The following is a 14201-nucleotide window of genomic DNA, read 5'->3' as shown; positions in this document are numbered from 1 at the left end:
TCTCCGGATGCCTGTGGCTCCGGAAGATCATGGCGTACCCGCTCCGGCTCGCTGGCCAGCCCCCGCGTCCGAGCCCGTCCGCGACAGCGATCCCCACCAGGATCTCTACCGATAAACAAATAAGCAAAAACGGTGATGCCAGACTTTCGTCCGGGCAAGCTACACCCGAATGGGACATTTGTCGTCTTCTGCTACCTGGGGGCTGACGGGCCGTCAAGCCGCCGACATGCCCATTGCTGGTGCGTCACCCGATCAGGCCGCCCCGGCAGTCACTCTTCCGACAGGATCTCGCGGACGCCGCGGGCTATTTGCAGGTCCTCGCGGGCGGCGATCACGAAGGTACGGACGGGACCACCGGCGGCCGTGAGGTCGGTGTCCTCGCCGGCGGCCGGATCGTGGCCCGCGTTGCGGGCCGGGTCGACGGCGACGCCGAGGAAGGCCAGGCCATCGGCCGCGGCGGCGCGGACCGGGGCCGAGCGTTCACCCACTCCGCCGGTGAACACCAGTACATCGATGCCTCCGAGCGAGGCCGCCATCGCCGCGATCCCGGCGCGCAGCCGGTGCAGGTAGACCGCCAGGGCCAGCGCCGCGGCCTCCTCCCTCCGGCCGGCGCGCTCGACGACGGCGCGCATGTCGGAGGTGCCGGCCAGCGCGGCCAGCCCGGAGGCGTGAAAGAGCGCCTCGGTGAGCTCGTGCGCGCTCATTCCCTTCGACGTCTGCAACCAGAGCAGCAGCCCCGGGTCGACGTCGCCGGACCGGGTGGCCATGACCAGCCCCTCCAGAGGCGTGAATCCCATGGTCGTGTCGATGCTCACCCCGTCGCGGACGGCAGCGAGTGACGCGCCCGAGCCGAGGTGGCAGGTGACGACGCGACGAGCGCCGCCGCCGGCGGCGTTCGTGGCGGTCGCGGCGCCCGCGGCGGTCACAAGCTCGGCCGCCCGGCGGGACGCGTAGGCGTGCGAAAGCCCGTGGAAGCCGTAGCGGCGGACGCCGTGCCGATCCCGCCAGACCGCCGGCACCGCGTAGGTGGCGGCCGCCGGCGGCAGGGTGGCGTGGAAGGCGGTGTCGAAGCAGGCGACCTGGACGGCGTCCGGCAGCACCGCGCGCACCTCGCCGAGCGCGGCCAGCGCCGCCGGCTGATGCAGCGGCGCGAGCGCCGTCAGCTCGGCCAGGCGGGCGGCCACCTGGTCGTCGATGCGGACCGGCGCGGTGAACGCGGTGCCGCCGTGCACGATCCGGTGGCCGACGGCGACGCGGCCCGCGGCCGTCTCGCCCTGTTCGCCGCGCCGCCGGGCGAGCAGCTCGTCGATCGCCGCGCGGAGCTCCGCGAGGTCCGCGCGGCCGGCGGGAGCGGCCAGCTCACGCGCGCCGAGCAGGGAGTCGTCGGGCGCGACGAGCGCGAGCTTGAGCGTCGCCGAGCCCGCGTTGACCACCAGCACGTCCACGGTGACATCCGTCCTGGCTGTCAGTAGAGCCGAAGGAGGCGCGACAACGCTCCTCCTTCGCGCCTCCGGCGGCCTTGTTTCGGAAGCGTCAGTAGGGCCAGACCCAGTCGCGGATCTCGGGCGGGTCCTCGCCGTGCTCACGGGTGTGGGCGCGGACCCGCAGCCGCTCGTCGACCATCGCCTGGCGGACGTGCGCCGCCCGCGCGCCCAGCGTCGGCACCCGGTCGATCACGTCGGCGACCAGATGGAAGCGGTCGAGCCCGTTCATCATCACCATGTCGAACGGCGTCGTGGTGGTTCCCTCCTCGATATAGCCGCGGACGTGGAGGTTGTGGTGGTTGGTCCGCCGATACGTCAGCCGGTGGATCAGCCACGGATACCCGTGGTAAGCGAAGATGACCGGCCGGTCGGGGGTGAAGAGCGCGTCGAACCGGGCGTCGGAGATGCCGTGCGGATGCTCGCTCTCGCTCTGCAGGGCCATCAGGTCGACGACGTTCACCACCCGGACCCGCAGCCACGGGAGGTGCTGCCGTAGCAGGTCCACGGCGGCCAGCGTCTCCAGCGTCGGCACGTCGCCGGCGCACGCCATCACCACATCCGGCAGCCCGTCCCCATCGGCGACGCCGCCGCCGACGTCGGCGCCGCCGACGCCGCCCTGGTCGTTGCTGGCGAAGTCCCAGATGCCCAGGCCCCGGGTGCAGTGGGCGATCGCCTGCTCCATGGTCAGGTAGTTCAGCGCCGGCTGCTTGCCGGCGACGATCACGTTGATGTAGTCCCGGCTGCGCAGGCAGTGGTCGGCGACGGACAGCAGCGTGTTCGTGTCCGGCGGCAGGTAGACCCGGACGACCTCCGCCTTCTTGTTGACGACGTGGTCGATGAAGCCGGGGTCCTGGTGCGAGAACCCGTTGTGGTCCTGCCGCCAGACATGGCTGGTGAGCAGGTAGTTCAGCGACGCGATCGGGCGGCGCCACGGGATCTCGCGGGTGGTCTTCAGCCACTTGGCATGCTGGTTGACCATCGAGTCGACGATGTGGATGAACGCCTCGTAGCAGGAGAAGAGGCCGTGCCGTCCGGTGAGCAGGTAGCCCTCCAGCCAGCCCTGGCACAGGTGTTCGGAGAGCACCTCCATCACCCGGCCCGCCCGCGCGAGGTGCTCGTCGGTCGCCACGATCTCGCCTTCCCAGACCCGGTCGGTGACGTCGAAGACGGCGCCGAGCCGGTTCGAGGCGGTCTCGTCCGGGCCCATCAGCCGGAAGGTGCGCGGATTGGCCCGGATGACGTCGCGCAGCAGGTGGCCGAGGACGGTCGTCGCCGAGGTCGATGACGTGCCCGGCGCCGGGACGTCGACGGCGTAGTCCCGGAAGTCGGGCAGGGTGAGGTCACGCAGCAGCTCGCCGCCGTTGGCGTGCGGGCTGGCGCTCATCCGCCGCCGCCCGGCCGGGGCGAGCGCCGTCAGCTCCGGGCGCGGCCGGCCGGTGACCTCGTCGAACAGCTCCTCGGGCCGGTAGCCGCGCATCCAGGCGGCGAGCTCGGCGATCCGGTCCGGCTGGTCCCGCACGTCGGTGATCGGTACCTGGTGGGCGCGCCAGGTGCCCTCGACGGGCTTGCCGTCGACGACGCGCGGCCCGGTCCAGCCTTTCGGGGTGCGAAGCACGATCATCGGCCAGGACGGACGAGGCGCGTCCCTGCCGGCCGCCAACGCGGCCCTGGCCTCGTTCTGGATCCTGGCGATCTCGTCGAACGCCTCGTCCAGGGCGGTAGCGAGCCGGCGGTGCGCGTCCGCCGGGTCGTCGTCAGCCTCGGCGGTGACGTGCAGCGGCGCGTGGCCGTAGCCACGCATCAGCGCGTCCAGCTCCGACTCGGGGATGCGGGCGAGCACGGTCGCCTGCGCGATCTTGTAGCCGTTCAGGTGCAGGATCGGCAGGACCGCGCCGTCGCGCGCTGGGTCGAGGAACTTGTTCGAGTGCCAGCTGGCGGCCAGCGGGCCGGTCTCGGCCTCGCCGTCCCCGACGACGCAGGCGACCGTCAGGCCGGGATTGTCGAACGCGGCGCCGTAGGCGTGCGCGAGCGCGTAGCCCAGCTCGCCGCCCTCGTGGATCGAGCCGGGCGTCTCCGGGGCGACGTGGCTGGGAATTCCGCCCGGGAACGAGAACTGACGGAACAGCCGGCGCATCCCGGCCTCATCCTGGCTGATCGTCGGGTAGACCTCGGAGTAGGTGCCCTCGAGATACGCGTTCGCGACGATGCCGGGACCGCCGTGCCCTGGACCGATGACGTACATCATGTCGAGGTCACGGGCCTTGATCACCCGGTTGAGGTGCGCGTAGACGAGGTTGAGGCCCGGGGTGGTGCCCCAGTGGCCGAGCAGGCGCGGCTTGACGTGCGCCGCCTCGAGCGGCTCCCGCAGCAGCGGGTTGTCCAGCAGGTAGATCTGCCCGACGGACAGGTAGTTCGCCGCCCGCCAGTAGGCATCCAGCAGCGCCACCTCCTCGGCGGTGAGCGGCTCCGTGGCACCGGCCCGCGGCCGCGCCGTCGGATCGGCGATGGGCTCGGCTGGCTGGGTGGCGGCGAGTTCCACGGCACCGGTCATCGGCTGGCCCTTTCCTGTGGACGCGGCTGTGTGGGCTGGCGAGGCACGGAGACGGCGGAGTCCTCTCAGGCAACGCCGTTCTGCCTGCTCGGCCGGTCCGGGCGAGCGCGTCCATTCGACCACCCGCCCGCCTCGCCGGGGGCCTACCCCGCGGCCCTGACCGCCATGACCTCTTTCCCAGAAAAGCAGCCCATCAGACCCGGCGACCCGGCGGGCGAACCCGCAGGAGAGGTCAGCCGGGGAAGATGTCGGCGGCGGTGACGACCAGGGTGTCGGGTGGGGCGTCGCGGACCTCGTCGCGGGCGCAGAGGGACAGCCGGATCGGCCGCGGTCGGTCGTCCGCCGCCTCGGAACCGTCCGGGGCGCCGTCGATGCGCGCCGGCGTCGGCGACAGGGGGAGCAGGGCACGGGACTTCCCCTGGAGCGTGGACGCGAGGCGGCGCCCGTCGGTGGAGCGCTTCCATTTCGCCTCACCGACGAGGATGGGGTGGCGGTCGCGTCCGGCGAGGACGACGGCGACCATCTCGTCCTCGCCGCTGGCGTTCCAGTAGGAGCCGACCGCGACGACGCCGGGGCCTAGCTCGCCTTCGACGGCGAGGTGGCGCAGGTGCTCGCGGTATGCCTCTTCCCAGGGTGCCCCGAGATGATCGTCGAGACTTTCGATGAGCACCGGTAGCAGCGATCTCCCGAGGCCGCGCTCGATCTCGGCTCGGTAGCGGGAGAGAACGCCCAGGTAGAAGGACAGGAAGTTGTCGGTGATGCGGTAGATCCGGCGCCTGCTGCGTTCGGCCTCGGTGACCGGAAGGAGCCGTTCGACCAGGCGAAGCTCGATGAGCCGGTCCAGGGTGCGGGTCGGCTCGGCGCGGATGTAGTCCTTGAGCTCGTTGTGCTGGGTGCGGCCCGCGGCGATGCCATGCAGGACGGCGGCCGGGTACTCGCCGTGCTCAACCTCGGTGGCCAGGACGAGCTGCCCTTCGGTGAGCAGTGGCGCTCCGGGGCGGCAGACCAGCCGCAGCAGGTTGTCGGCGATGTCCGCGTCCTGATCCCACCAGGACAGGTAGAGCGGTACTCCGCCTACCAGCCCGTAGACGAGCGCCCGGTCGGCCGGCGCGAGGTTCGGCAGCATGAGCCCCGCCTCGTGAGGGCGGAAGGGATGCACTGACAACGACAGGTCGAACCGGCCGTAGAGCGGTGCCCGCTGTTCCTGGATGGCTGTCATGCGCGGAGGCGACGCGGATGGCGGGTCACCCACGTTCGGCCGCTCGCCGAGGTGGGCGAGCAGCCGAACGGAGGTAGCTGGCCAGGTGGCAGGGGCGGGGGCCGCTCAGGCTCGGGGATCGACCCGGGCCGAGTCAGTTCCTGGGCGACGGTTCTGATCCCTCAGCCGGGGGTTCATGGACTGGTGGGGGCCGAATCGACGACCTCGGTGGTCACGGCCGTATAGTCCGTCGCGGTGCCCGCGGGCACTCCGGACATCCGGCCGTCGCGCAGGATCACCTCCCGCTCGCCGATGAACTCGCCCGTGACCGGATCGAAGATCATTTCCTGGCGGGTATCATCGCCCTCGTCCCGGCCGACGGCGACACCCATCCGGCCCGCGAGGTTCGCGGCGTGGTCGGTGACCGTCACGCCCGGAATGCGGATCGCCGCGCGGTACATCGCGGCGCGCAGGTCCGCGGACGCGAACCCCGTGCGCAGGACATCGGCGATGAACACGAGCGCCTCGCCGTCCTTCGAGTTTCCCTGGCCCTTCGAGTCATGGTAGATCCGCTCGAGCAGCCTCTCCGGGTCTCGAGGCAGGCGAGCGAGGAAGCCGGCTGTCGGGGCCTGCCAGGCCTGGATGTCCGTGATCGGGCCGGCGAACTCGCCATCAACGGCTTGGAACACCGATGGCGGGCCAGGCGACGGGATGAGCCCGGCGCCGCGGGCAAAGGCCTCGTCCGCGGGGTTGAACCAGCGCACCGGCGTACTACTGTTCTGGCGCACGACCCATGGCCTTGCCGGGTCGCTCGGGATCCAGGTCTCGGTCACCGACTCGGTCAGCCAGCTGAGTTCTTTGCCGTCGGCGAGGCTGGTGCTCGCCAGGTACGCCGCCCGCGTCGTCGACTTCCGGTACTGCGTCGGTCCGACCGGCGGGTCGGACGTCACGGTCCCGACCGCGGCGCTCTCCAGCAGGGTCGCGGCCTCAGCGGTAGCCCCGGCCGAGCCGCCCACGTTCAGCGTCTCGACAGTGAACAACCCGGCGGCCGCGACGACGGCGACGACCGTCACCGCGATGACCCGCCGCGCGGTGACACGCGGCCGCCAGCGGCGTCTCTCCCCCGCCGGGCCTCGGGCGGCCTGAGCGGCCCGGGCGGCCCGGACCTTCCTGGGGCCCGGGACGACGACGGCGCAGTCCTCGGCCGCCATCCGGTCCAGCAGGCGCTGGCGTGCGGCGGCCAGCTCAGCGGGACCGGGCCGCGCCACGTCGGCCCGCAGCAGTCCGACAGGCACCAGCTCGGCCCGGACGGCCATCTCCTCGGCGGCCAGCGTGGCCACGGCGGCTTCCGTGGCCACGACGGCCGGTGTGGCCTCGGCACCCACGCCGGCGAGGGCCATTCCCGCCTGCTCGTCTGGCACGCGGCCATTCGGTGCGTCGTACGCCGGCGGCCGGTCATCCATGGTGCCCCTCCTCGATCGGGTGCGCGGCCACGACCGGGGGCCACGCGACCATGGCGGAGCCGCGAACGGCCACCGACCCATCGACCGCGTCGCCTCCGGTGCCCAGGGCGGAGCGCAGGTGGCGGCGCGCGCGGTTCAGACGCGAGCGGACGGTGCCAAGCGGCACGCCGACGGCCTCGGCGATCTCCGCGTAGGAGAGCGACGCCCAGGCGAACAACAGCAGCACGTCCCGGTCGGCCGGGGACAGCTCGGCCACCGCCGCGGCGAGTGCCCGCCCGGCGGCGGCCGCGTCCACGCGATCCAGCGCGCGCTCCATCCCGTCGTCCCCGGTCGGGTCGACGCCGGTGCGGGCATAGGCGCGCAGCATCCGCTCCTCGTCCCGATGGAACCGGCTGAGGAGGTTGGACGCGATGCCGTAGAGCCACGGCCGCGAGTCGGGGCGCTCCGGGTCGTAGCTGGCCCGGCGCTCGAAGGCGACCAGGAAGGTCGACGCGACCAGGTCGTCGGCGACCTGCCGGCCCGCCCGCCGGGCCAGGTACCTGTGGATCGTCGGCGCGTGCCGGTCGAACAACTCCGCGAAATCCGTGGGCGCTTCGACCGAGCGCGTCATGATCTGCGCGTCGGTCGGCCCCGGTAGTACAGACCGCGGGTCCGGCGGCACGGCACTTGTCGGACTGGTGGGCCGCGAAGGATCGACACCCACCATGATCACGTCGTCCGCTCTGGCGCGGTTCTGGTGCTCACATATGTACTTGCCCAGAACGGCCCGCCGGGTTCACGCGGGCCCGGCGGCGGCCGGTTACCCCTCGCCGACGAGCGGGCTGGAGGCGACCTCGGTGCCGTCGTCGAGGGTGGAGAGGCTGAAGTCCGCGAACACGTTCGGGGCGACGCCCTGAAGCTCCTTCAGGACCGCGACGGCGAGGCCGCGGATCTCGACGTCCGCGGACTCGCTGGCGCGCATCGCGATGAAGTGCCGCCAGGCGCGGTAGTTGCCGGTGACGACGATCCTGGTCTCGGTGGCGTTCGGCAGCACCGAGCGCGCGGCCTGGCGAGCCTGCTTGCGCCGCGACGTCGGGACCGCGACCTCGGCGAAGTGCTTGTCCAGGCCCTCCAGCAGCTTCGAGTAGGCGGCCAGGGACGCGGCCGTCGCCTCCTCGAAGATGGCGTGCAGCTCCGGGTCGGCGGCGATCACGTCCGGCTCGACCATCTCGGCGTCCCGCTCGGGCACGTAGCGCTGCGAGAGCTGGCTGTAGGAGAAGTGCCGGTGGCGGACCAGCTCATGGGTGAGGCTGCGGGACACGCCGGAGAAGTAGAGCGTGACGGTGCCGTGCTCGAGCACCGACAGATGGCCCACCTCGAGGATGTGCCGCAGGTAGCCGGCGTTCGTCGCGGTCGCCGGGTTCGGCTTCTTCCAGCTCTGGTAGCAGGCCCGGCCCGCGAACTCGGCGAGCGCCTGCCCACCGTCGGCGTCGGTCTCCCACGGCACGTCCGCCGGCGGGAGGAACTCCGTCCGCGCGATCACCTGAACCCGCACTGCCACCTCCACGAACGGTTCGCCACGTTGCCGATCCAAGGTACCGGCGGGCGGACGTGCGCCCGCCCGGCGGTCAGGGTGTCCAGGTCTCCGGGTCGGCGGGGGTCTGGTCGCCGGTGGACATGTTCTTGACCTCGTGGTCGCGGCCGTCCTCGAACGGGGGGAACCACACCGCGCCGATGCCCTTGCGGGAGGCGTAGCGGATCTGCTTGGCGAGCTTGTCGGCCTGGTGGTAGGTCTCGACCTTCAGCCCGCGGGCACGCAGCCGGGCCGCCGTCGCGACCGCGGCACGCCGCCGCTCGTCGCTCGGGATGACGACCAGGACGTCCGCGGGGCTCGCCGGGCCGGGCGTGATCAGGCCCTCGGCGACGAGCTTGGCGAAGATCCTCGTGAGGCCGATGGAGATGCCGACGCCGGGCAGGCTGCGCCGGATGAACGAGCCCGCGAGGTCGTCGTAGCGGCCGCCCGAGCAGATGCTGCCGAAGCCGGGCCAGTCGACGAACTTCGCCTCGTAGACGGTGCCGGTGTAGTAGTCCAGCCCGCGGGCGATCGACAGGTCGGCGACGACGCTGCCCGCCGGCAGGTCGGCGAGCTCGTCGAGGACGAACGACAGCTCGTCCAGGCCCTCGGTGAGCAGGTCCGACTTGACGCCGAGGCGGCCGACGGCCTCGATGACGCCGGCCGACCCGTCGGCCCTGACGGCCGCCAGGTCGAGCACCGCGCGTGCCTGCTTGGCGGACAGGCCCACCGTCTCGACCAGCAGCTTCTCGACGCCGTCCGCGCCGATCTTGTCGAGCTTGTCCGCGGCCCGGATCACGGCCACCGGGTCGTCGATCCCGAGACCCTCGTAGAAGCCCTGCAGCAGCTTGCGGTTGTTGACGTTGAGCGTCCAGGCCGGCACGCCGAGGTCGGTGAGCACCTCGTGGACGATGCGCGGCAGCTCGGCGTCGAAGTACAGCGGCACCTGGTCGACGTTGATGACGTCGATGTCGCACTGGGTGAACTCGCGGAACCGGCCCTCCTGCGGCCGCTCGCCCCGCCAGACCCGCTGGATCTGGTAACGGCGGAACGGGAAGGCCAGCTCGTTGAAGTGCGCGGCCACGTAGCGGGCGAACGGCACCGTCAGGTCGAAGTGCAGCCCGAGCCGGCCGCTGTCGTCGCCGGTCTCGGCCTGCAGGCGGCGCAGCGCGTAGACCTCCTGGGAGGTCTCCCCCTTCGCGGCGAGCACGTCGAGCGACTCGACCGACGGCGTCTCCACCGAGCAGAAGCCGTAGCGCTCGAAGGTGGCGCGGATCCGGTCGAGCCAGTTCTGCTCGACGGCCCGCACGCCGGGCAGCCATTCGGGGAAGCCGCTGATCGGGACGGGCCTGACGATCGGGACATCGCTCATCGCGGCGGAACCTCACCTCTCATATCGACATCGGGCAGGAGAACACGGGCTGGCGGCGCCGGCGAATCCTGCCTCACCCCTGRCCGCGCGCGGCGCGGCCTCGGGGGTTCCAGGGGGTCGTCCCCCTGGGCAGACATAACGGCCCGGCGAAGCTGACCAGGGTCAGCGAGCAGGCTGAGCCAGCCCGATCACCGATGTCGGGAGAGGGGATACACGCTGCGCACTCTACCGGTTGCCGATGATCAGACAGTGGCCGCGCCATGGCGACAGGACGGCCACGGGACACCAACGGACGGCCGACAGCCGGTGGCCAGCGATCCGCGGGGCGTCGTACACCCGACGGGTGACGCCAAGTGGTCCCGAAGCGGATAGGTTTCTGGCCGTGCGCGCACGACGAGGTGGCTCATCCGGGCTGTCCGGTATGTCCGGTGACGGCACGGTGTTCGGCATCGACCTCGGCACCACGTTCAGCTGCCTCGCCCGGGTCTCGCCCGCCGGCGAGGCCGAGATCGTGCCGTTGCTCGACGGCTCGATGACGCTGCCCAGCGTCGTGCTGTTCGTCGGCCCCGACGACTACATCACCGGCGAGACCGCCCGCCAGCTCTCCCGCTCCCGGCCGGACGACGTCTGCTCGCTGGTCAAGCGGAAGATGGGCGAGGGGGACTGGCGGTTCGTGCCGGCCGCCGCGTCGCCGGGGATGGCCTGGTCCGCCCCGGCGATCAGCGGCCTCATTCTGTCCGCGCTGATCTCGGACGCCGAGCTCACCGGCGGCGAGCCGGTCCGCGACGTCGTCATCACCGTCCCGGCCTACTTCGGTGACGAGGAACGGCGAGCGACCGTGCTGGCCGGCGAGTACGCCGGGCTGAACGTCATCGACGTCATCAACGAGCCGACCGCCGCGGCGCTCTCCTACGGCTTCGCCCGCTTCGAGGTCGGTAGCCGGCGCACGCTCGCGGGTCCCAGCGCCGCCGACGAGGAGGTCGCGCTCGTCTACGACCTGGGCGGCGGCACGTTCGACGTGACGATCGTCGAGCTCGCCGACCGCCGGGTCTCCGTCGTCGCGATCGACGGCGACCACCAGCTCGGCGGCGCCGACTGGGACGAGAAGCTGGTGCTGCACCTGGCGAGCGCGTTCACCGCCGCGCACCCGTCGCTGCCCGACCCGCTCGACGACGGCGAGGCCACGCAGGCCCTCGCCCTCATCGCGGAGAGCGCCCGCCGCGAGCTGACCGACAGGACCGCCACGACGGCGCGGGTCGAGCACGCCGGCGCGGCGCTCGACGTGGAGCTGACCCGCGCCGAGCTCGAACGGCTGACCAGCGGCCTGCTCGACCGCACCATCACCCTCACGAGGGCGGCGGTCGAGGCCGCCAGGGCGCGCGGGGTCCGCGGCGTCGACCGGGTGCTGCTCGTCGGCGGGGCGTCGAGGATGCCGGCGATCGCGCGGCGGCTGTCCGAGGAGTTCGACGTCCCGGTCGAGCTCTCGGATCCCGACCTGGCGGTCGCCAGGGGCGCCGCCCTCTACGGCGAGAAGAAGGCGCTCGAGCGCCTCGTCATCAACGACCTGGTGACCCGCGGCCAGCTGCCCGACGGCGCGGGCGTCGACGCCGCGGACCCGTCAGACCTGGACGCGGCCTGCCACCGGCTGGCCGAGGCGCTGGGCCTGCCGGCGCCGCGGGTCCGCCGCACCATCGAGGTGCAGGTCGTCAACGTCATCTCGCGCGGGTTCGGCGTGCTCGCGCTCGACCGGTTCGGCGACCATGGCGCCGTCTTCCTGGTGCACCGCAACGACCGGCTGCCGGTGATCGTGCGCCGCCCGTTCGGCACCGTGCGCGACGACCAGGACACCGTCACCGTCTACGTCGTCGAGCAGGCGGGCGGCACCGAGTCCCGCCGGATCGACGACAACAAGATCATCGCCGCGGCCGAGATCACCGACATCCCGCCCGGCTACCCGGCCGGCACGGAGATCGAGATCACCTTCCGGATGGGCTTCGACGGGATGCTCGAGGTCACCGCCCGGCACGAGGGGCTGGCGGACAAGGCGCTGACCGTACGGGTGGAGACGTCCGCGGCGCTGAGCCAGGCCGACGTGGCCCGGGAGCGCGAGCAGGTCGCCCGGGCGCGCCGCGCCAGGGACGTCGGCCGGGCCGCCCAGCCGGGCGAGAAGCCCAAGGACGGCCCACCCGGGCCGGGACCGGACTTCGGCCGCGGTGGGCTCGGCGGTCCGCCGACCGGGTGGACCTGATGCGGCCGTTCGACGCCAACGACTACCGGAGCCGGGTGCTCGCGCCCATTCACGCCCGCGGCGGCGCGGAGCACAGCGACCCGTTCGAGATCTATGACATACCGCTGGAGGACGTCGCCTCGCTCGACGACGCGGCCGTCGCCGCGCGGATGGACGAGGTCTGGGCGTTCTGGCAGCGAAGCCGTGACCATCCCCGCTACCGGGGCGTGGTGCTGGCCCTGCTGGCCCGGCACAGCGAGCTCACGGACGCGCTGAGGACCCAGACCGCCCGGACGGAGCTCGCCGCCCGGGTCGCGAGCGCCAGGGCCGAACGCGAGGACAGGCGGTTCGCCGCCGTGGACGCGGCCGTCGCCCGGCTTGTCGAGCGGTTCGGCGGGCTGCCCGAGGACAAGATCCCCGGCCTGCGGAAGATCGCCAGGGACGCCGGCTTCGGCGACGACGAGTTCGAGCGGCGCGTCGCCCGGCACCGGCGGGTCGGCGCCGGCGCGGCCGAGCGCACCACCCGGCGGCCGGTGCCGCCGGAGGTGCTCCGCCAGGTCCGCTCGGACCTCGACGAGCTGGGCCGGATCGTCGGCGAGGACCCGCCGCGCAGCCTCTTCGAGCTGCTCGGCGTGCCGCCGGGCGCCAGCCGGGAGACGATCCGCGCGATGCGCGACGAGGCGCTCGCGCGCAACCGCGCCCGCCGGCCCGACCGGCGCCGCGCGCTGCTGGACGACCTGCTCGCCGCGGTGACCACCCTGCTCGTCGACGGCGACCCGGAGGCCTACCTCGACGGGCTGGCCAGCGCGGCCGCCGACCTGCTGCGCCCACGGCTGGCGGCCGCGGTACTGGTGGAGGACCGGCTGCTGCCGGCCGACGCCGCCGCCCTCGTCGCGGCCGCGCAGGCCGAAGGGCTTGACCCGGCGCGGGCGGCCGCGGTCGTGCGGGCCCTGGCCCGGGAGGCCGGCGTCGACGACGCCGTCGTCACCGCCACGGCACCCGGCCCGGACACCCGGCGCGCCGCACCCCCTACGACGCCTCGCATCGACACGCGCAGGCGGCCGTCCACGCCCACGCGGCCGTCCGGCGCGGACGACCGGACGGGCTCGACTTCCGGTTCCGGCTCGACTTCCGGTTCCGGCCCGGCTCGCGATTCTGGCCCGTTGCCCGACTGGCGGGACGTGCTCGCCCAGGCGCGGGCGGCGCTGGAGGCCGGGACGCCGATCGCCGCCAGCGACCAGCTCGCGCGCGCCCTGGAGATCGCCGGCAGCGCGCTGCCGCCGATCCGCGCACTCGGGGACGAGATCGAGGCGGCCGTCCGACGGGCCAGCGAGCGCTGGGCGGAGCTGACCCGGGCCGTCGCCGACCGGCGCCTTGAGCAGGCCAGGCGGCTGGCCGCCGAGCTCGCGAGGACGGGACGGGACGTGCCCGGGCCCGAGGGAGCGGAGCTCGCCGCTGTGACCGAGGCAGTCGAGGAGGACCACCGGCGCGCCGACGAGCTGCTCGCCGCCGCGGCCACCGCCCCGCCGGCCGAACGCGCCGCCGCCGCGCTCGCGGTGCTCGGCCTTGTCACGGACTCCACCGCGGCGCGCGAGCTGCTCGCCGAGAACCTCGCCCCGCCGTCAGCGCTGGTCGTCATGCGCGGCGCCGGCGCCATCGAGATCCGGTGGGCGCCCTCCCCCACGCCCGGGGCGCGCTACCGGGTCACGCGCGTCGGCGCCGACGGCGCGACCCGCACCGTCGGGATGACCGAGGCGACGTTCATCGAGGATGGCGGGGTACCGGCCGGCGCCGAGCTGCCGGGCTACGAGGTCCGCGCCGGCATCGGCGGCGCCTGGTCGCAGCCTGCCCTCTGGCCGGCTCCCGCCGGCTCCGCGCAGGAGCAGGCGCCGGGCGCGCTGGCCGAGCGGACCGGGGCCCCGTCCGGAACCAGCACAGCCGGATCCAGCACCGCCGCCTCCGGCGCGTCGCAGGACGCCGAGGACGGCGACCGCACCCAGCTGATCGCGCGCACACCCGCCGACGCCCTGGAGCCGGCGAGTGACCTCGCCATCGTCGCGGGCAAGCTGCGGTGGACCTGGCCGGACGGCTGCACCGAGGTCATCGTCACCTGGCKCCAGGACGCCCCGCCCATCGCCGCGAACGACCCGGTAGCCCAGTCCCGCAAGGTCACCAACACCCGCTACGAGCTCGACGGCGGCCTCGTGCTGCCGCCCCCGCGCCCCCTGCACGTCGCCATCTTCGCCTGCCTGCGCGACCCCGCCGGCCGCCTGATCGTCGCTTCCACCGCCGTGCCCGCCGCCCGCCGCCACCTCCCGGCCCGCGACCGGCTCTGACCTGCCTGCCAGCCCGGG

Annotated in this window: 9 protein-coding genes; 2 read left to right on the top strand and 7 right to left on the bottom strand. The window is 73.3% G+C overall.

The features are described 5' to 3' along the window. Positions 1-269 precede the first annotated feature (269 nt). The 7 genes from BL253_RS10600 to hisS all read right to left on the bottom strand — a co-directional run bounded on the left by BL253_RS10600 (position 270) and on the right by hisS (position 9620). Positions 270-1445, bottom strand: coding sequence for an acetate/propionate family kinase (locus BL253_RS10600; protein WP_081438199.1), 1176 nt, complete (start codon positions 1443-1445; stop codon positions 270-272). Between the two features lie 88 nt (positions 1446-1533). Beyond that, positions 1534-4035, bottom strand: coding sequence for a phosphoketolase family protein (locus BL253_RS10595; protein ID WP_241834689.1), 2502 nt, complete (start codon positions 4033-4035; stop codon positions 1534-1536). Between the two features lie 232 nt (positions 4036-4267). Next, entirely contained in the window at positions 4268-5254 is a 987-nt protein-coding gene (locus BL253_RS10590) for an ATP-binding protein (protein WP_081438198.1), read from the bottom strand. Between the two features lie 173 nt (positions 5255-5427). Then, complete coding sequence (locus BL253_RS10585; protein ID WP_076815912.1) at positions 5428-6696, bottom strand: CU044_5270 family protein; 1269 nt, start codon at positions 6694-6696, stop codon at positions 5428-5430. Then, positions 6689-7306, bottom strand: a complete 618-nt coding sequence (locus BL253_RS10580; RefSeq protein ID WP_241834688.1) for an RNA polymerase sigma factor — start codon at positions 7304-7306, stop codon at positions 6689-6691. The genes BL253_RS10585 and BL253_RS10580 overlap by 8 nt, the downstream gene beginning before the upstream one ends. A 189-nt stretch (positions 7307-7495) precedes the next feature. Then, complete coding sequence (thyX, locus tag BL253_RS10575) at positions 7496-8230, bottom strand: FAD-dependent thymidylate synthase (protein WP_076815911.1); 735 nt, start codon at positions 8228-8230, stop codon at positions 7496-7498. Between the two features lie 73 nt (positions 8231-8303). After that, positions 8304-9620, bottom strand: coding sequence for a histidine--tRNA ligase (gene hisS / locus BL253_RS10570; protein WP_076815909.1), 1317 nt, complete (start codon positions 9618-9620; stop codon positions 8304-8306). 421 nt (positions 9621-10041) lie between these two features. Between hisS and BL253_RS10565 the strand changes: the two genes are divergently transcribed. Beyond that, on the top strand, positions 10042-11868 hold the full coding sequence (locus tag BL253_RS10565; RefSeq protein ID WP_076815907.1) for an Hsp70 family protein: 1827 nt from the start codon (positions 10042-10044) through the stop codon (positions 11866-11868). Next, on the top strand, positions 11868-14183 hold the full coding sequence (locus BL253_RS10560; protein WP_076816008.1) for a hypothetical protein: 2316 nt from the start codon (positions 11868-11870) through the stop codon (positions 14181-14183). The genes BL253_RS10565 and BL253_RS10560 overlap by 1 nt, the downstream gene beginning before the upstream one ends. Positions 14184-14201: the final 18 nt, after the last annotated feature.

The organism is Pseudofrankia asymbiotica, from assembly GCF_001983105.1.
Taxonomy (GTDB): Bacteria; Actinomycetota; Actinomycetes; order Frankiales; family Frankiaceae; genus Pseudofrankia; species Pseudofrankia asymbiotica.
This window is presented reverse-complemented; position numbering and strand designations above follow the sequence as displayed.